15 protein-coding genes and 1 other RNA gene are annotated in these 17,842 nt (G+C 33.6%); 9 read left to right on the forward strand and 7 right to left on the reverse strand.

Annotation, left to right across the window (positions count from 1 at the left end):
• The first annotated feature begins 77 nt into the window (after nt 1-77).
• From ACEN2K_RS06115 to ACEN2K_RS06125, 3 genes are all read left to right on the forward strand, one after another.
• Complete coding sequence (locus ACEN2K_RS06115; protein ID WP_441758440.1) at nt 78-1,805, forward strand: phospho-sugar mutase; 1,728 nt, start codon at nt 78-80, stop codon at nt 1,803-1,805.
• A gap of 77 nt (nt 1,806-1,882) precedes the next feature.
• A complete protein-coding gene (locus ACEN2K_RS06120) occupies nt 1,883-3,709 on the forward strand; it encodes an ABC transporter ATP-binding protein (RefSeq protein WP_441758441.1) in 1,827 nt (608 codons plus the stop codon).
• Nucleotides 3,710-3,769: 60 nt separating this feature from the next.
• Entirely contained in the window at nt 3,770-4,471 is a 702-nt protein-coding gene (locus ACEN2K_RS06125) for a hypothetical protein (RefSeq protein WP_441758442.1), read from the forward strand.
• A gap of 8 nt (nt 4,472-4,479) precedes the next feature.
• Here ACEN2K_RS06125 and ACEN2K_RS06130 read toward each other — a convergent pair whose 3' ends face one another.
• The 3 genes from ACEN2K_RS06130 to ACEN2K_RS06140 form a co-directional block, all read right to left on the reverse strand.
• Complete coding sequence (locus tag ACEN2K_RS06130; protein WP_441758443.1) at nt 4,480-5,202, reverse strand: hypothetical protein; 723 nt, start codon at nt 5,200-5,202, stop codon at nt 4,480-4,482.
• Between the two features lie 119 nt (nt 5,203-5,321).
• The gene (locus ACEN2K_RS06135; protein WP_441758444.1) at nt 5,322-7,748 is read right to left on the reverse strand and encodes a TonB-dependent receptor; all 2,427 of its coding nucleotides are present in this window, start codon (nt 7,746-7,748) and stop codon (nt 5,322-5,324) included.
• A 58-nt stretch (nt 7,749-7,806) separates the two neighbouring features.
• A complete protein-coding gene (locus ACEN2K_RS06140) occupies nt 7,807-9,504 on the reverse strand; it encodes a M23 family metallopeptidase (protein ID WP_441758445.1) in 1,698 nt (565 codons plus the stop codon).
• Nucleotides 9,505-9,681: 177 nt separating this feature from the next.
• Between ACEN2K_RS06140 and ACEN2K_RS06145 the strand changes: the two genes are divergently transcribed.
• The 4 genes from ACEN2K_RS06145 (at nt 9,682) to rny (ending at nt 12,042) form a co-directional block, all read left to right on the forward strand.
• Nucleotides 9,682-9,972, forward strand: coding sequence for a hypothetical protein (locus ACEN2K_RS06145; protein ID WP_441758446.1), 291 nt, complete (start codon nt 9,682-9,684; stop codon nt 9,970-9,972).
• A gap of 5 nt (nt 9,973-9,977) precedes the next feature.
• Nucleotides 9,978-10,271: a cell division protein ZapA gene (locus ACEN2K_RS06150; RefSeq protein ID WP_441758447.1), complete on the forward strand. Its 294-nt coding sequence runs from the start codon at nt 9,978-9,980 to the stop codon at nt 10,269-10,271.
• A 51-nt stretch (nt 10,272-10,322) separates the two neighbouring features.
• Nucleotides 10,323-10,429: non-coding RNA, 6S RNA (gene ssrS, locus ACEN2K_RS06155), on the forward strand.
• Nucleotides 10,430-10,479: 50 nt separating this feature from the next.
• Entirely contained in the window at nt 10,480-12,042 is a 1,563-nt protein-coding gene (gene rny / locus ACEN2K_RS06160; RefSeq protein ID WP_441758448.1) for a ribonuclease Y, read from the forward strand.
• A 514-nt stretch (nt 12,043-12,556) separates the two neighbouring features.
• On the opposite strand, the gene ACEN2K_RS06165 is transcribed toward rny, so the two are convergent.
• Complete coding sequence (locus ACEN2K_RS06165; RefSeq protein ID WP_441758449.1) at nt 12,557-13,465, reverse strand: site-specific tyrosine recombinase; 909 nt, start codon at nt 13,463-13,465, stop codon at nt 12,557-12,559.
• 182 nt (nt 13,466-13,647) lie between these two features.
• Here ACEN2K_RS06165 and ACEN2K_RS06170 point away from each other — a divergent pair, with 182 nt between their 5' ends.
• On the forward strand, nt 13,648-14,211 hold the full coding sequence (locus ACEN2K_RS06170) for a porin family protein (RefSeq protein WP_441758450.1): 564 nt from the start codon (nt 13,648-13,650) through the stop codon (nt 14,209-14,211).
• Nucleotides 14,212-14,284: 73 nt separating this feature from the next.
• Complete coding sequence (gene aroQ, locus ACEN2K_RS06175; RefSeq protein ID WP_441758451.1) at nt 14,285-14,701, forward strand: type II 3-dehydroquinate dehydratase; 417 nt, start codon at nt 14,285-14,287, stop codon at nt 14,699-14,701.
• Nucleotides 14,702-14,722: 21 nt separating this feature from the next.
• Here the strand turns inward: aroQ and ACEN2K_RS06180 are convergent, their stop codons facing one another.
• From ACEN2K_RS06180 to ACEN2K_RS06190, 3 genes are all read right to left on the reverse strand, one after another.
• Nucleotides 14,723-15,598, reverse strand: coding sequence for a cation diffusion facilitator family transporter (locus ACEN2K_RS06180; protein ID WP_441758452.1), 876 nt, complete (start codon nt 15,596-15,598; stop codon nt 14,723-14,725).
• Nucleotides 15,599-15,691: 93 nt separating this feature from the next.
• On the reverse strand, nt 15,692-17,002 hold the full coding sequence (gene murA, locus ACEN2K_RS06185; protein WP_441758453.1) for a UDP-N-acetylglucosamine 1-carboxyvinyltransferase: 1,311 nt from the start codon (nt 17,000-17,002) through the stop codon (nt 15,692-15,694).
• Between the two features lie 107 nt (nt 17,003-17,109).
• Nucleotides 17,110-17,814 carry a DUF4290 domain-containing protein gene (locus ACEN2K_RS06190; protein ID WP_441758454.1) on the reverse strand — a complete coding sequence of 235 codons (705 nt, stop codon included), beginning with the start codon at nt 17,812-17,814 and terminating at the stop codon, nt 17,110-17,112.
• Between the last annotated feature and the right edge of the window lie 28 nt (nt 17,815-17,842).

Consider the following 17,842-nt stretch of genomic DNA (forward strand, 5'->3'; position numbering starts at 1 on the left):
AAAGCGAAGCGAACATATATAGTAAGTAGCATCGAAAAAAATTATACAATTACATTAAACAGATAATAAAAGATAAAATGGATATCAAGCAAAATATTTTAGACGCAGTTAATGAATGGCTAAGCCCTACATTTGATACCAACACACAAGAAGCCGTAAAAGAGTTAATCGCATCATCCCCTAAAGAATTAGAAGAGAGTTTTTATAAAAACCTTGAATTTGGAACTGGAGGAATGCGCGGTGTTATGGGTGTTGGGAACAACCGCATCAATAAATACACTCTTGGGAAAAGCACACAGGGACTGTCTAATTATTTAAAAAAATCATTTCCTAACCAACCGTTAAAAGCTGCCATTGCTTATGATTGCCGTCATAACAGTGATACTTTGGCCAAAACTGTTGCGGATGTTTTTACAGCAAATGGGATTGAAGTTTACTTATTTTCAGCCTTGAGACCTACACCTGAATTATCTTTTGCAGTGAAACATTTAGGATGTCAGTGCGGAATAGTACTTACTGCTTCACACAACCCACCTGAATACAATGGATATAAGGTATACTGGCAAGATGGAGGTCAAATTGTCCCTCCAGAAGATGAAGGAATCATCAATGTAATTGAGAACTTAAACTATGATGAAATCAAATTTGAGGCTAACGATAGTTTGATTCATTATATTGATACAGAAGTTGACAAGGCCTTTATTAAATCCTCTATCGATAATGCAAGCTTTAATACTGCTGCTGAGGCTAAAGCGAATTTAAATATTGTTTTTACTTCGTTACATGGAACATCTATAACAGTTGTTCCTGATACTTTAGCGCAAGCTGGTTACACCAATGTTAATATCGTTCCTGAGCAAGCAGAACCTAATGGTGATTTCCCAACCGTTAAATCGCCAAACCCAGAAGAGCCAGAAGCGTTAACTATGGCTTTAGCTTTAGCAGATAAAGTGAATGCTGATATCGTTGTAGGTACTGATCCTGACTGCGACCGTTTAGGAGTTGCTGTTCGTAACAATGAAGGCAAAATGACCTTACTGAATGGAAATCAAACCATGGTGTTGATGACTGCTTTTTTATTAGAACAATGGAAAAAGGAAGGCAAGATTAATGGCAAGCAATTTGTAGGTTCTACAATTGTTTCTACACCCATGATGATGGAACTGGCAACTAATTATGATGTAGAATGCAAAGTGGGCTTAACAGGTTTTAAATGGATTGCCAAAATGATCAAAGACTTCCCTGAATTAGATTTTATAGGTGGTGGCGAAGAAAGTTTTGGTTTTATGGTAGGCGATGCCGTACGTGATAAAGATGCTGTTGCAGCCACTTTATTAATTTGCGAAATTGCAGCACAAGCTAAGGCCAATGGTAGTACCGTTTACAAAAAACTGCAACAATTATATGTAGAAAATGGTTTCTACAAAGAGCACTTGATTTCCATCACTAAAAAAGGAATGGAAGGTTTGCAACAAATCACACAAATGATGATTGACTTGCGCGAAAATCCATTAAAAGAAATTAATGGACAACGTGTAATTATGGTTGAAGACTACCAGTCATCTACTGCTAAGAATTTATTAGATGGATCCGTTTCAGAAATGGTTATACCAAAATCGAATGTACTGATTTATTATACAGAGGATGGCTCAAAAATTTGCGCTAGACCAAGTGGAACAGAGCCAAAAATTAAGTTTTACATCAGTGTAAACGCGACTTTAGATTCAGTTGACGATTTCGAAGAAATTGAAAGTATTTTGGACCAAAAAATAAAAAACATTATTGCATCCATGCAATTGAATTAAATATAAAAATACCTTTTTCTGACGGACCCGACAGGTTTTAAAAAACTTGTCGGGTCTTAATGGTAAAAAATTACAGCATGAATAATTTCAAGAAAATATTTTCTTTTCTAATTCCGTATAAAAAATATGCTTACTTAAACATTTTTTTTAATGTTTTGTATGCTCTTTTCAGCACACTTTCTTTTATGTCATTGATTCCAATGATGCAGGTTCTATTTGACCAAACAAAAAGAAATACAGTCAAACCTGTCTATACTGGATTATGGGAATTCAAACAATTTGCCGAAGATTATATTAGTTACTACATTACGCATACCACAGATACTTTTGGCGTCGGGTATACTTTATCTATCATGGTAGCATTAATTATTACCATCTTTTTGCTAAAAAATCTAAGTGACTATTTAGCGATGTTTTTTATTACATTTTTACGTAATGGAATATTGAGAGACATGCGTAATGCGATGTACAAAAAAACACTGGAATTGCCTCTGGCTTTTTTCTCTGAAAAAAGAAAAGGAGATGTTATCGCTAGAATATCTGCTGATGTCAATGAGGTACAAACATCCTTTCTTTCTATTTTAGAACTTATTGTAAAAGAACCTTTAACAATAATATTCACTATCATAGCGATGTTATCTATTAGTGTGAACCTTACTTTATTTGTATTTATTTTCATACCCGTTTCAGGTTACGTAATTTCGTTAATAGGAAAACAATTAAAGAAACAATCTACATTAGCGCAAGAAGAACAAGGCGTCTTTTTATCTACTATCGAAGAAACACTAGGTGGTTTAAAAGTGGTAAAAGGTTACAACTCTGAGAATTATTTCAATCAACTTTTTACCGGTTCGACACAACGTTTTTTTAAATTATCAAATAAAATTGGTAACCGCCAAAACCTCGCTTCGCCTATGAGTGAATTTATGGGAATTATGGTTATTGCTATCTTGTTATGGTATGGGGGAAATATGGTTTTAATCGAAAAAACATTAAACGGCGCTTCTTTCATTGCGTATATGGGACTAGCGTATAACATTCTGACTCCAGCTAAATCAATTTCAAAAGCCTCGTATAGCGTTAAAAGAGGAAATGCTGCTGCAGAACGTGTATTGGAAATTCTTGATCAGCAAAATCCAATAACAACCAAAGAAAATGCGGTAAATAAAACCAGCTTTGAAAATGATATAGTGCTTAAAAACATTAACTTTAAATATGAAGAAGAAAATGTATTAAAAGATTTTTCGTTGATTGTTAAAAAAGGACAAACTGTAGCCTTAGTAGGTCAATCTGGTAGTGGAAAAAGCACCATTGCAAATCTATTAACACGATTCTACGATGTGAATGAAGGAAGTGTTGCCATTGACGGTATTGATATTAAAGATATGAATCTACAATCATTGCGGGGCTTAATGGGCTTGGTTACACAAGATAGCATTTTATTTAATGACACAATAAAAGCAAATATTGCCTTAGGCAAACAAGATGCAACTGATGATGAAATTATAGAAGCGTTGAAAATCGCTAATGCTTACGAGTTTGTAAAAGAGCTTCCTCGCGGTATACATACAAATGTAGGGGACAGTGGAAACAAACTTTCGGGTGGACAAAAACAACGTTTGTCTATTGCTCGTGCCGTTTTAAAGAATCCGCCTATTATGATTTTGGATGAAGCGACTTCTGCATTAGATACAGAGAGTGAAAAATTTGTACAAATAGCTTTAGAAAACATGATGCAAAACAGGACTTCTATAGTTATCGCCCACCGTCTTTCCACTATTCAAAAAGCAGACACTATTATCGTAATGCAAAAAGGAAAAATTGTAGAACAAGGAAGCCACGAAGAACTTATTGCCATGAATGGAACCTATAACAAATTAGTAACTTTACAATCATTCGAATAATAAAAAAGAGTGTTAAATTTGAATACTCCATTGCAATAGTAATTATTTAAACTCGAATACATGTACATTAACAATCCTAATATTAATTTAACTCCCGACACGGATACTATTGTTTGGAAATATTTGGATTTATCTAAATTTTTAGATTTACTAATGTCCAGAAAGCTGTTCATGTCGCGATCGGATAAGTTTGAAGATCAGTACGAAGGCACCTTTAGTGAGCCTACATATGAAGAGATTAAAAAGTTATCCATTGACAACCCAGATTTTTTAAAATTCTACAAGACGCACCGAGAAAAAGTATCTATCAGTAGCTGGCATATTAATGAGTACGAGTCGTTTGCAATGTGGCAAATATTCACTCAAAACAGTGAAGGCTTAGCGATACAATCTACAATTGGTCGTTTACAGAACGCATTAAGTCCCGAAAACACCTACAAGCAATACATAGGTGAAGTAAACTATATTGACTATAAGAAAGAGTACATTCCGTTTGACGACATGTTCTTTCCTTTTTTATTCAAAAGAAAAAGTTTTCAGTACGAAAGAGAAGTTCGTATAATTACGGATGTCGCTGGCAGTAAAATCACGTTGAATGATGGCTTGAAGATTAATGTGGATATCAATCAATTAATTGAAAAGATCTACATTCATCCCAAATCAGAAAACTGGTACAAAAACCTAGTAATTCAATTAGTAAAGCAACTTGGTTTTGATTTCACCATAGAGAAATCTGACTTGGAAAGTGATATATTAATTTGATCTAGAAACTATATAGGCTCGTAGCTAGCTACTTTCCAGTCGTTATTTGTTAAATCAATGTAATTGTAATGTACTACATCATTTTTATCAAACTGACCGTTCTTGTTAGTATCCTCAACCGTTCTAAAGTACAATCTATTTTTTGTTTCAATTAAACTCCAGTCAATTAGTTCTTGAAAATCAGCGGATACTTTGGTAAAACGTGCTCCACTTATATCACTTAAATAAAGTGATTTGATATCGCTAGCATCTAATTTTCCATCTTTATTAGTATCCACATCAAACATGGTATAAACCATAATTTGTTTTTTGACTCTATCAGAAACTGATTTTAAATAAGTCGCTGTTTGTATCAAAGCTGGCTTATCAGTCAATGGCCTGATGGAATCAGAGTCTATTTTTTGAAACTTTAGATTTTGCAAATAACCAGTAATTTCATTTTCGCCGTAATTTGATATCGTAAAACTTAAGTCTATCACACTAGATGAACCATAACGGGCTTTAGTACCTCGTTCATATACTCTTAAATCAGCCACTGGGTGAATCAAATAATCCGTTCCTTCCATTTGTATTGGCAAGTCAGCAATAGCCACTTGAGTAGAGTCAACTTTAGCTACACTTTTAGATTTATTAGTAGCATCATAAATAACTTTAGGTTTTTCAACCTCATCTTTACAACTTACTAATAATAAGACGGCAATGCTTGCTAAGGCTATATGTATTTTTTTCATAGTGATGTAATATTAAAAATATATTCAAATGTAATCAATTTTAAAAACGCTTTAATGCTTTATAACTTATTTATATGATAAATAATTATAGCGAAGGACATTAATAGTAAGCCTTAACCTCATAATCTGGCACTAATTTTTATATTAAAAACCCTCTTTGTCATATAATTAGGAATGGCATATTCATTTTTAGAATACACATCCCTGACCCAGGTATTTGTTATGGCATTTTGATTATCAAAAAGGTTGAAAATTTCAAAACCCAACGTCAATTCTTTAAAATTTCTGAAGCTTTTACTTTTTAATCTACCCGATGCATCATCAATAAATACTTTTGAAAATCCTATATCTGCTCTACGGTAATCCCTCAATCTATTTTGGTACAAATAGGGATCAGCATAAGAAGGAGCTCCTCCCGGAAGACCTGTGTTGTACACTAAATTCAAATACAATTTAACACTAGGAATCGTGGGCATATAATCTTGAAACAGCATCGCAAACTTCAAACGTTGGTCTGTTGGTCGCGCGATATACCCTTTATTATCACTATTTTCTTCAGTTTTCAAATACCCAAAGCTAAACCAAGATTCTGTTCCTGGCACAAACTCTCCATTCAACCGCAAATCTAATCCTTGAGCGTATGCTTTCGCATCATTAGTTGCGGCATAACGAATTCGAACATTATCAATAGTGTAGGTATTTACATCAGAGAGTGATTTATAGTACAATTCAGACACCAGTTTAAATGGACGATTCCACATTTTAAAACTATAGTCGTTACTTAACACAAAATGAATAGATTGTTGCGCTTCAGTATTCGGTTGTACTTTCCCCATATCGTCTCGTAACTCCCTGTAAAACGGAGGCTGATAATAAACACCTCCAGATAATTTAAATAGCATGTCTTTTTCCCAATCTGGCTTAATAGCAAACTGTGCCCTTGGACTAAAAACAAATTGATTTTTACCTTCATTATTTAAGTCAGTAACTAGCCAGTTTTGAAAACGAGCACCCGCATTATACCAAGTCTCATGATTACCCAAACGCCCCTTCCTACTCCACTGCACATATCCTGAAATGCGATTAATAGTATTAAAGTTGGTCGCACGAACATTTTGATAAGGAGCTAACGGACCAGTATAAACAATATAAGGTTCCTCTTTAACAGCTAAATTTAAAATAGGAGGATTAATAGAAAAACCTGCCGAGTCTATAACTTCCCATTCAATCACGCGATCTCTAATGGACTCTCTTGTATATTTTACACCCCATTCTATTTGATTTTTTCTCCAATCTTGAAATCCCTTTACTTCAAAATTAGCAATTAACGCATCTAGATCATTACGCGCATGATTAAATTGAGATCCAATTCCGGTGGTGTATGACACATCACCATAACTATCAGAGCCTATGTTTGTATCCACATCCCCTAAACGGTATTGCGCTAAAATATCAAAGTACTCCTGTTCTAAAGTATTAAATACAGATCCTATGAATTTAATAGTCAAATCCTGAGATATTTTGAAAGTAGTTTTTACAGCTCCAAAATAGGTGTTGTATTTATCCTTTTCTTGGCCTTCATAATAAACTGAAAGCGCCATCGGATTATCTACGGTACCAAATTTTGTTTGTCGAGTTAAAGGCCTATAATCATACTTATTTTGTGATATATTTCCTAAAAAACTCCACTGCCATTTTTCTGAAGATTGAAAATTTACATTTGTCTGAATATCTGCAAAGGCCGGCGTAAAGTTAGTTTGTGTGTCTTGGCTTTTTACTAACAAACTATTATTTCTATATCGAACTCCCGTAATAGATGCCCATTTTTTATTTTTAGATATTGCATCTACTGCAATATTAGCACCCAGAAGACTCGCTTCTATCTTAGCTCCAAATTGTTTGGGTTTCCTATAAGTAATATCCAATACAGATGACAATTTATCACCGTACTTAGCCTGAAAACCACCTGCTGAAAAGTCTACATTTTGAACCAAATCGGTATTGGTAAAACTAAGTCCTTCTTGTTGCCCTGAGCGAACAAGAAAAGGTCGGTATACTTCAATCTCATTGACGTAAACTAGGTTTTCATCATAATTTCCGCCTCTTACAGCATATTGTGTACTTAATTCATTATTAGAATTAACACCTGGTAAAGTCTTTAAGATGTTCTCTACTCCTGCGTTGGCTCCAGGTATTTTTCGAATAATTTCAGGCGAAAGTGTCGTTACACCACTGATTCTTTTCATATTTTCTGAGGTAACTACAACCTCACCCATCTGCTCTTCTTCATTACTGAGCACCAAGTTGAATTCATACTCTTCATTAGTTCTTAATAATAAACCTACCGTTGTTTTCTTAAAAGAAATATGAGTAAAGAACAAAGTAATCTTTTTATTAGCAGGCACCTTTAATGCATAGAAACCATCTGCATTTGTTTCTGTAACAAAAGCAGCATAGGATACATTAACACCTCCTACAGGGCGATTATTTTTATCTAAAACAACACCCTTAATTTGAGCTGACTGAGCCATTGCAGAAATGCTCATACAGAGAAAAAAGAAATAACTAAGAAGGGTTTTGGTACTCAAGCTGTCTATCTATTTGTTATTTTTGACTTCTAAAAAAATGAGTTTCAAAGGTAGATGAATTCCCTACATTATCTGTGACAACAACTTTTAAATCATTTGCTCCTTCACTAACAATAGCATCACTAAAATCATGTGTTATTCTTTTGGTTTTATTATCATATTCAAATAAAATCCATTTTCCATTTAAATAACCATCGTACGATTTTATACCAGAACCATAGTCATTTATGGTCAATTGAATGGATTTTTGATTACTAATCCATTTATTTTCAATACTAGAAGTGATTGCGATTATGGGAGCCGTGGTATCGGTTGTTAACTTGTACTTTCCTAAGGATCGTACTTTCGCACTAAAAACATTTCCTTTGAACGAGGTTCTGTTATAGCCTATTCTACCTCGAGAATCTATGTCAGCTATATACACTTTTTCTTTTTCAGACTCAGTGAATTTATCGGATTCCATGGTTATAGTAAAATAGCTATGGACTGGAACAGATTCATCATGTAGCACAAAAACATCCCCTTGCACATCAAAATTCATATCAAAATTCTCATAAAAGGTTCCAGCTGGAAAGAAAACGGACATATTATTTTTAGCAAAGTTATTGTCTTTAGCTACTTTTACAAAATAATTAGAAACTACCGCCTCTTTATCAACAATCGCAGTAGCTGCATCATAACTAATGGGAATAGTGACTATACTTTTATTTCCAAAAAAATCGGAAACTTCGATACGACAAACTGATGTTAGATTAGGCTGCACTGTAATAATCCCATTAGTATCATCGGTATTTATAAAACTCAGATTGTACGGTGTTGTCATAAAGAGCTTTTGAACTCTCTGATAGGTTTTTCTGTATTTGGGATAATCGATTAAAGCATTAATATAACGCATGTCATCAAAGGAATAAGTATCAAGCTGATATCCAAAATTAGGTTTACCATTAAGGAAACTTTGTACTTTATAAACGCCGTTTTTATTATTAGAGACGTTATCATAATCAACTGCAGTAATACCAAATCCTATTTTACCATTTGCTGCCACTTTATTAGCAAGATAAGTTCCGTCCTTTTGTAAGGACAGCGTAAGCAAGATGGGTCTTTTTGATTGATTCACAGTCGTTTTAGCGTCAGCAGGATAAACATATACTGCCGAAATGGATGGCTTTTTAGTATCTGTAATTCCTTTATCAAATCCAAAAAGTAAAGGATTAATAATTTTCTCGGTCTTACTATCTCTAAATTCAAAATGCAAATGAGGCCCTTCTGAAGACCCTGTATTCCCAGATAGCGCAATGGTTTGTCCTTTTTGAACTTTCAATTCCCCTGGTTTTAGAAAAAGTTCTATTTCAAATGATTTTTCACTGTAATGAGCCTTATCAATAAATTCTTTTATAGGACCTTTAGCGGTTTGTAAATGACAATAAACTGATGTGTAACCATTAAGGTGCGTGATATAGATTGCCTTTCCATTTCCAAAAGTAGAGATCTTAATTCGAGACACATAACCATCAGCAACAGCATGCACTTCGAGACCCTCTCTTTGCAATGTTTTAAAATCAAAACCAGCATGAAAATGATTGGGTCTAAGTTCTCCAAAATTACCAGATAATCGCATTGGAATATCCAGAGGCGGACTAAAATAATCTTTTGGGTAATCTGCTTGAGCAAAAAGAGCACCCGAAAACACTAGAAAAAAAGCTAAAAATCTCATCGTTTACATTTTTGCTAAGATAAAAAAAGTAATTTGTTATGCTTTATAAAAAACCACAAATCGTAAACAATTACTATACAACAATTTGACTATTTTAAAATAAAAAAACCAATAAAATATTGTAATAATAAAAACTAATACTAAATTTGTAATATTAAGTAATGAATTGAATATATAATGAGTGTAATTGCAGAAATAATTGATACTCTTGAAAATAAAGTTGGAAAACTTATTCTAAAAATAAACGGTTTAGAAAAAAACGCTCAAGAATTAAAGGTCGAATTAGCACAATCTGCAGCAATCATACAAACGCAATCCAATGAGATTGCAGCGCTTAAATCGCAATATGAAACACTTAAATTTGCCAACTCATTACTAGGCAGTGACGATAATAAAAGAGATACAAAGCTTAAAATAAATTCATTAATTCGTGAAATTGATTACTGTATAGCACAACTATCAGACTAGTAAATATGGACGAAAAGCTTAAAATTAAAATATCAATTGCTGACAGAGTCTATCCTTTAACGGTAGACTTGAATCAGGAAGAAGGACTTAGAAGTGCTTCTAAGAAAATTGACGTGATGATGAAGCAGTTTGAAGAAAATTATGCTGTACGCGATAAACAAGATGTATTAGCCATGTGTGCTTTACAATTTGCTTCTCAAGTAGAACAAAAACAAATAGATAATGCAATCAATGGTGAAGAGACTATTGAAAGAATTAAAAAATTGAATGCCCTTTTAGATCAATATCTCGACAATTAAACGTTCTTTACAGAAACTAAGATACTGCCTACATTAGTTCATATTTGGTAAACTCAACACTAACAATTTAGAATGAGCGAATCATCGTTACTATAGCAAGCCAATTCAGTTTGGAAGCTTGAACAACGAGTTAGCTCAAAACTTGTCTTTTCGAGTTTATTCAATCAATCTAATGTAGGCTTTTTTTATATATAAATTTTAAACAAACATGGACATATTACCAATCATTATTTCAGGAATTATAGGTATTGCAGCAGGTTTCGGGATAGCCAAAATCATAGAAAAGAGCAATATTTCTAACTTGATTAAAAATGCAAAGAAAGAAGCATCCTCGATACTTAAAGATGCTAAAGTGGAAGCTGAAAACATAAAAAAGGATAAAATTCTTCAAGCAAAAGAAAAATTCATTGAGTTAAAATCAGAACACGAACAAGTTATCCTTTCTAGAGACAAGAAAGTAGCGGAAGTAGAAAAAAGAATTAGAGACAAAGAATCTCAAATTTCAAACGAATTATCAAAAGCTAAGAAAGTTAATGATGATTATGAAGCTAAGACAGCAGATTACAATGCTAAAATTGATATTTTAGACAAAAGACAAGCAGAAGTTGATAAATTACATAAAAGTCAATTACAACAATTAGAAGTTATCTCTGGATTATCAGCAGATGAAGCTAAAAATCAATTAGTTGAAGGATTAAAAGCGGAGGCTAAAACTAAAGCAATGTCCCATATTCAAGACACTATTGAAGAGGCAAAATTAACTGCACAACAAGAAGCTAAGAAAATTATTATCAATACCATTCAAAGAGTTGGAACAGAGGAAGCAGTTGAAAATTGCGTATCTGTATTCAACATTGAATCTGATGATGTAAAAGGTAGAATTATTGGTCGTGAAGGTAGAAATATTCGAGCACTAGAAGCTGCAACGGGAGTTGAAATCATTGTAGATGACACACCAGAAGCGATAATCCTTTCTTGTTTTGATCCTGTACGTAGAGAAATTGCGCGTTTGGCTTTACACAAATTAGTAACTGACGGTCGTATACACCCAGCTAGAATTGAAGAAGTCGTTGCTAAAACAGCCAAACAAATTGATGACGAGATCATTGAAGTGGGTAAGCGCACCGTTATTGATCTTGGAATTCATGGATTACACCCTGAATTAATTAAAGTAGTGGGACGTATGAAGTACCGTTCTTCTTATGGTCAAAACTTATTACAGCACTCTCGCGAAGTATCTAAACTTTGTGGTATCATGGCAGCAGAATTAGGCTTGAATGTTAAATTAGCTAAAAGAGCAGGTTTACTACATGATATTGGAAAAGTTCCTGATGCCGAAAGTGATTTACCACACGCTTTATTAGGAATGCAATGGGCTGAGAAATATGGTGAAAAAGAAGAGGTTTGTAATGCCATTGGAGCGCATCATGATGAAATCGAAATGAAATCATTATTATCTCCAATCATTCAAGTATGTGACGCAATCTCTGGTGCGAGACCAGGTGCAAGAAGACAAGTACTTGATTCTTACATTCAACGTTTGAAAGATTTAGAAGAGGTTGCATATGGATTTAGTGGTGTGAAAAATGCTTACGCTATTCAAGCAGGTAGAGAATTACGTGTGATAGTAGAAAGTGAAAAAGTGTCTGATGATAATGCAGCAACATTATCTTTTGAAATTTCTCAAAAAATCCAAACTGAAATGACTTATCCAGGTCAAGTTAAAGTAACTGTAATTAGAGAAACTAGAGCGGTTAATATTGCAAAATAACAACGCTTTACGCATAATTAATACAAAAATGACCAGCAATATGTTGGTCATTTTTTTTTATATAAAAACCGTACCCAATCTCAGAAAGTGGTTTAAAATGAATTGTGCATAAACAATTCCATTTCTATGACTAATTCTATCATCTATAACATGGAACCAGAAGCTCCTGTCTGAAATGCGAAATGTGAGATATAGATGCCCAAAATGGAAACTGATTTGATGAAAAAAGAACGTTAAAAAAACAGAATTGTACTTGCCATTCAGCTTTCAAAGAAAAGAAGTAAAATATCTTTGTCAACATAAATTTGTAATGACAACAAATTTGAATCACCATAAAACTAGAAAATTACTGGAAAAACTGATGGTGAACGATTTTAAAAAATTTAATTTAATAAAACCAGAGATAGATTCAGTTAACTTTAAAATCAAAAAAAACCACTGCGTTTTATACAACCTGTATTCAAAACTACTTAAATTGGCACTTCGAAATAGTTGTTGAAATCAAACCACATCCCTATTTCGCTGCATTCTTCCTTGGATGGTAATTATTGACAACTTCGGTCAAAAACCTACGGTCTAAATGCACATATATTTCAGTTGTTGTAATAGACTCATGACCCAGCATTAGTTGAATCGATCTCAAATCGGCACCATTTTCAAGCAAATGTGTAGCGAAAGAGTGCCTTAACGTGTGCGGACTAATATTTTTTCTTAATTTAATCTTAGTCGCCAAGTCTTTAATAATCGTAAAAATCATCGCTCTACTGAGCTGCCCTCCTCTCCGATTTAAAAACAGCGTGTCTTCAAATCCCCTTTTTACAGGCATATGTAAACGGATCGTACTTCTATAAAGGCTAATGTATTTTTGGGTTAGTTCACTGATAGGTACAAAACGTTGTTTATTCCCTTTACCGGTAACTTTTATAAAACCTTCTTCAAAAAAAAGATCCGAAATTTTAAGTGCCACAACCTCTGACACTCTCAAGCCACATCCATATACTGTTTCTAGTATGGCCCTATTGCGCTCTCCTTCATTTGAAGATAAGTCGATAGCCTCAATTAATAAATCTATTTCATCAACTGATAACGTGTCTGGTAATTTCCTGCCGGTACGCGGGGTTTCTATCAGTTCTAAAGGATTATCTAAACGCAAATCTTCAAATATTAAATAGCTAAAAAAACTCTTTAGACCAGAAATTATTCGAGCTTGAGAGCGAGCATTTACCTCCGTAGCTACTGTATAAATAAATTGCTGCAGCGTTTCTTCACTGATTTTCAATGGAGATATAAGGATATGATTTTTTTGCAGAAAAAGACACAAGCGCTCAATATCAAAAGAATAATTTTCAATAGTATTCTTTGACAAACCTCTTTCTATCTTTAAATAAGATTGGTAATTTTTAATATAAGAATCCCAGTTCATATTACAAAGTAACGCTTTTTATAAATAGCATACAGCACATCATTTTATTAGTCTATCTCTCCATAGATTATGAAAGAAATATTAAAGAATATTGATATAAAATCTAATAATTACACAATATAAGTTAAACTAAAGAGTTTTATATTGCAACCTCAAATTAGATTAATTTAAATTTAAAAAACATGAAAAAGAAACTTATAATTGCTGTAGCCCTTTTTGCCATGACGGTTACTGCGCAAGCACAGTTAGTGAAATTTGGTTTAAAAGGTGGAGTTAATTACGCCAACCAAAATGGAACTGAAATAAAAATAAATAGTTCTGATTACGACACCTCTGCCATTACCAGTTATCATGCAGGTTTAGTCGCTGAAATTAAAATCGTTGATAAATTTTCTATCCAACCTGAATTACTGTACTCTACTCAAGGAGCAAGCTACAAAAACGCGTTCGAAGAGTTTAACAATGAGTTAGGTTACCTATCTATCCCAGTGATGGCTAAAATCTATTTAAACAAAACTGTAAGTTTAGAAGTGGGACCTCAAGCTTCCTTTTTATTAAGCGAAAGAAATAATTTTGACACAAAAGACGCGAGTACTTTTGACTTTGCCGTTGCAGGTGGATTAGGAATCAACCTTACTAAAAACTTCTTTTTACAAGGTCGTTATGGTTTAGGATTGACAGAAGCGTCTAAAGATGCTGATGTTAAAAACTCAGTATTCCAAGTTTCAGCCGGATTTATGTTCTAAAAAAAACAAAAACAATATTTAAAAACCGTTACTTAATTGGAACGGTTTTTTTATTTTTACAAAAATCTGAATTATGAAAATTTGTATTATCAATGGCCCTAATTTAAACTTATTAGGAAAGAGAGAACCTGAAGTTTATGGTAGTCTTACTTTTGAAGAATATTTCACTAGTCTGCAAATAAAATTTCCCGCTATAGATTTTACTTATTTTCAAAGTAATATTGAAGGAGAACTGATTGATAAAATTCAAGAATTCGGCTTTAATTATGATGGGATTATTTTAAATGCAGGAGCATACACCCATACCTCTATAGGAATTGGTGATGCTATTAAAGGAATCACAACTCCAGTGATTGAAGTACACATTTCCAACACTTATTCTAGAGAAAGCTTTAGGCATCAGTCCTACATTTCAGGAAATGCTAAAGGAGTAATTCTTGGGTTTGGTTTGAACAGCTATGAATTAGCGGTACATTCCTTTTTAATTTAATTGCTAGACAATTGCCATCTACTAGACGGACTGATCTGGTTCGACATGTATTAAAACATGTCCTAACTCTGGAATTTCTTGTCTCAAAGTATCTTTAAGTTTGTGTGCAAGATCATGACCTTCTCTAACAGAGATTGTCGCATTAACGATAGCATGGAGATCAACATGGTATTTCATTCCCGCTTTTCTGATGAAGCATTTCTCTGTATCTATTATTCCCTCCACTTGATGCGACACCAGTCGTATGTGTTCTATTAAATCATCATACAGGTGCTCGTCCATGATTTCACCTAGCGCAGGTCTAAAAATCAGATAACTGTTATACAATATAAAACCAGAAGCAAATAAAGCAGCCCAATCATCAGCTGATTCATATCCTTTTCCTAAAAACAAAGCGATTGAGATCCCAATAAAAGCAGCCACTGATGTTATGGCATCACTTCGATGATGCCAGGCATCTGCTTTAAGTGATGAGCTATTCGTTTGTATACTTTTCTTCATTACGACTCGAAACGAATATTCTTTCCATATAATAATAGCACCTAAAACCAGTAAGGTCCATGATTTAGGCAAATTATGTGGTGTTCTAATATTAACGATACTTTCATACGCAATTATGGTAGCCGAAGTAATCAGAAAACCTACTACCAGAAATGTGATCAGTGGTTCTGCTCTTCCATGACCATACGGGTGATTCTTATCGGCCGGTCTATTCGAATATTTAATACCAAACAATACTAGAAAAGAGGCAAATATATCTGCAGTCGATTCTATGGCATCGGCAATTAAGGCATACGAATTCCCAAAGAAACCCGCAAAACCTTTAATAATGGCTAAGAATAAGTTCCCCAGAATACTGAAGTAAGTGGCTTTAATTGCTGTTTTTTCGTTAGACATAGTTAACTTCATGTAATTAAAAAATCGCTTAAATAATTCTTTTGAATTTATAAAAAGAAATATTTAAACGATTTAAAAAATATATTATTTTGATTAAGCTCGAACTATATTCGCACCAATGGCTCTTAATCTTTCATCAATTCTTTCGTATCCACGATCAATTTGCTCTATATTTTGAATAGTACTTGTTCCTTTTGCGGAAAGCGCTGCAATCAATAAGGAGATTCCTGCACGAATATCAGGAGAAGACATTGTTGTAGCTTTCAATTGTGATTGAAAGTTATGCCCCATTACAACCGCTCTGTGCGGGTCACAAAGCATGATTTTAGCTCCCATATCAATCAATTTGTCAACGAAAAACAAACGGCTTTCAAACATCTTTTGATGAATTAAAACATCTCCTTTGGCCTGAGTCGCAACCACAAGCATAATACTCAATAAGTCAGGAGTAAATCCTGGCCAAGGTGCATCAGCTACCGTAAGAATAGATCCATCAATATCAGTTTTGATTTCATATCCATCTTCGTGAGATGGAATATAAATATCATCTCCTCTACGTTCTAAAGTAATTCCTAATTTTCTAAAAGTATTTGGAATCACACCTAAATTATCCCAACTTACATCTTTGATAGTAATTTCACTTCTTGTCATAGCCGCTAAGCCGATCCAAGATCCAATCTCAATCATATCTGGAAGAATTCTATGCTCACAACCACCAAGGCTATCTACTCCTTCGATAGTTAATAGATTTGACCCAACACCTGTAATGTTTGCTCCCATAGAGTTTAACATTTTACATAACTGTTGCAAGTAAGGCTCACAAGCCGCATTGTAAATAGTCGTAGTCCCTTTAGCTAAGACAGCAGCCATAACAATATTTGCAGTTCCAGTAACAGACGCTTCGTCTAACAACATATTAGTTCCATGCAAACCATCTGGCGCTTCCACCCCATAAAAATGATCTTCTCTATTATAACGAAATTTGGCCCCTAAATTAATAAAACCTTCAAAGTGCGTATCTAAACGTCTTCTACCTATTTTATCTCCACCTGGCTTAGGAATATACCCTTTACCAAAACGTGCTAAAAGAGGCCCAACAATCATGATAGAACCACGTAAAGCTCCACCTTCTTTTTTAAATGCTTCCGTTTCTAAATAACCAACATTTACATCATCAGCCTGAAAACTGTACGATCCTGAACCATTTTTTTGAATTTTAACCCCTAAATTCCCTAGAAGTACAATCAATTTATTGATATCAATAATATCTGGAATATTATTAATAATAACTTTTTCAGAAGTTAGCAATACCGCGCAAAGGATTTGCAACGCTTCATTTTTTGCTCCTTGTGGAGTGATTTCTCCTTTTAGACGAATGCCTCCTTCTATTTTGAAAATTCCCATATATTTTTTTAAAGTTATAAAATAGTAAACCTTGCCATAGCTTATAAATAATTCTCTCCGTTGTATTTATGCCTACTAAAAAGTTTTCTTATTCGAATTTATATTTATTATTGTTTTTTATATTTTGGCTTTCCCGTTTTTGAATTCTTATTACTTTGAATTTTTGGGGCAGTAGTAGCTGAAATTTTGTTAGAAATTCTTTTGTTAGTGCGCAGTAAATCTGTCGTATTGATTAGCTCTTCTGTACTATTTAGTAAATTTAATTTGCCGTCCGAAAGTTCATACAAATGCTCAAAAATAACATCATCTTTCACTGTGTCTTTGTTCCAGCTCAAGTATGATTTTTTCATGTGGTTTGCAATCACTTTCACTAATGCATTTTTCATCTCACCATCATCCCATTTATTAGCCACATCTATCATATATTTGATATTATTACCATAATAACGATACTTAGGAAAGTTTTGTGGGTATTGTAAAACATCTGGTTTCAGCTGCAATACTTCACGTGAAGGAATTGGATACGGTGAATCAACATCTAATTTAAAATCTGACATTATAAATAATTGATCCCATAATTTATGTTGAAAATCAAGCACATCTCTTAAATGAGGGTTTAAACTACCCATTACCTGAATGATATATTTGGCTGCCTTATTGCGCTCATCAGCATTTTCAATGGCAGTAGCCTGATCAATTAATTTTTGTAAATGACGGCCATATTCTGGTATAATCAAATGCGTTCTTTCAGCATTATACTCCAGATGATGCACAACATCATTCGCATTTTCTTTTATGTACTTTGAATTCATAGGTGAATTTTTTTTGAAGCTATTCATT

This window comes from Flavobacterium sp. W21_SRS_FM3 (genome assembly GCF_052113625.1).
In the GTDB taxonomy this organism is placed as follows: Bacteria; Bacteroidota; Bacteroidia; order Flavobacteriales; family Flavobacteriaceae; genus Flavobacterium.

Bases quoted from the DNA above. Each gene is read 5' to 3' on its own strand.
- ACEN2K_RS06150 (WP_441758447.1), top strand. From the start codon at position 9,978: ATGGACGAAAAGCTTAAAATTAAAATATCAATTGCTGACAGAGTCTAT.
- ACEN2K_RS06140 (WP_441758445.1), bottom strand. From the start codon at position 9,504: ATGAGATTTTTAGCTTTTTTTCTAGTGTTTTCGGGTGCTCTTTTTGCT.
- murA (WP_441758453.1), bottom strand. From the start codon at position 17,002: ATGGGAATTTTCAAAATAGAAGGAGGCATTCGTCTAAAAGGAGAAATC.
- ACEN2K_RS06120 (WP_441758441.1), top strand. From the start codon at position 1,883: ATGAATAATTTCAAGAAAATATTTTCTTTTCTAATTCCGTATAAAAAA.
- ACEN2K_RS06145 (WP_441758446.1), top strand. From the start codon at position 9,682: ATGAGTGTAATTGCAGAAATAATTGATACTCTTGAAAATAAAGTTGGA.
- ACEN2K_RS06180 (WP_441758452.1), bottom strand. From the start codon at position 15,598: ATGTCTAACGAAAAAACAGCAATTAAAGCCACTTACTTCAGTATTCTG.
- ACEN2K_RS06130 (WP_441758443.1), bottom strand. From the start codon at position 5,202: ATGAAAAAAATACATATAGCCTTAGCAAGCATTGCCGTCTTATTATTA.
- ACEN2K_RS06190 (WP_441758454.1), bottom strand. From the start codon at position 17,814: ATGAATTCAAAGTACATAAAAGAAAATGCGAATGATGTTGTGCATCAT.
- ACEN2K_RS06170 (WP_441758450.1), top strand. From the start codon at position 13,648: ATGAAAAAGAAACTTATAATTGCTGTAGCCCTTTTTGCCATGACGGTT.
- aroQ (WP_441758451.1), top strand. From the start codon at position 14,285: ATGAAAATTTGTATTATCAATGGCCCTAATTTAAACTTATTAGGAAAG.
- ACEN2K_RS06165 (WP_441758449.1), bottom strand. From the start codon at position 13,465: ATGAACTGGGATTCTTATATTAAAAATTACCAATCTTATTTAAAGATA.
- ACEN2K_RS06135 (WP_441758444.1), bottom strand. From the start codon at position 7,748: ATGAGCATTTCTGCAATGGCTCAGTCAGCTCAAATTAAGGGTGTTGTT.
- rny (WP_441758448.1), top strand. From the start codon at position 10,480: ATGGACATATTACCAATCATTATTTCAGGAATTATAGGTATTGCAGCA.
- ACEN2K_RS06115 (WP_441758440.1), top strand. From the start codon at position 78: ATGGATATCAAGCAAAATATTTTAGACGCAGTTAATGAATGGCTAAGC.
- ACEN2K_RS06125 (WP_441758442.1), top strand. From the start codon at position 3,770: ATGTACATTAACAATCCTAATATTAATTTAACTCCCGACACGGATACT.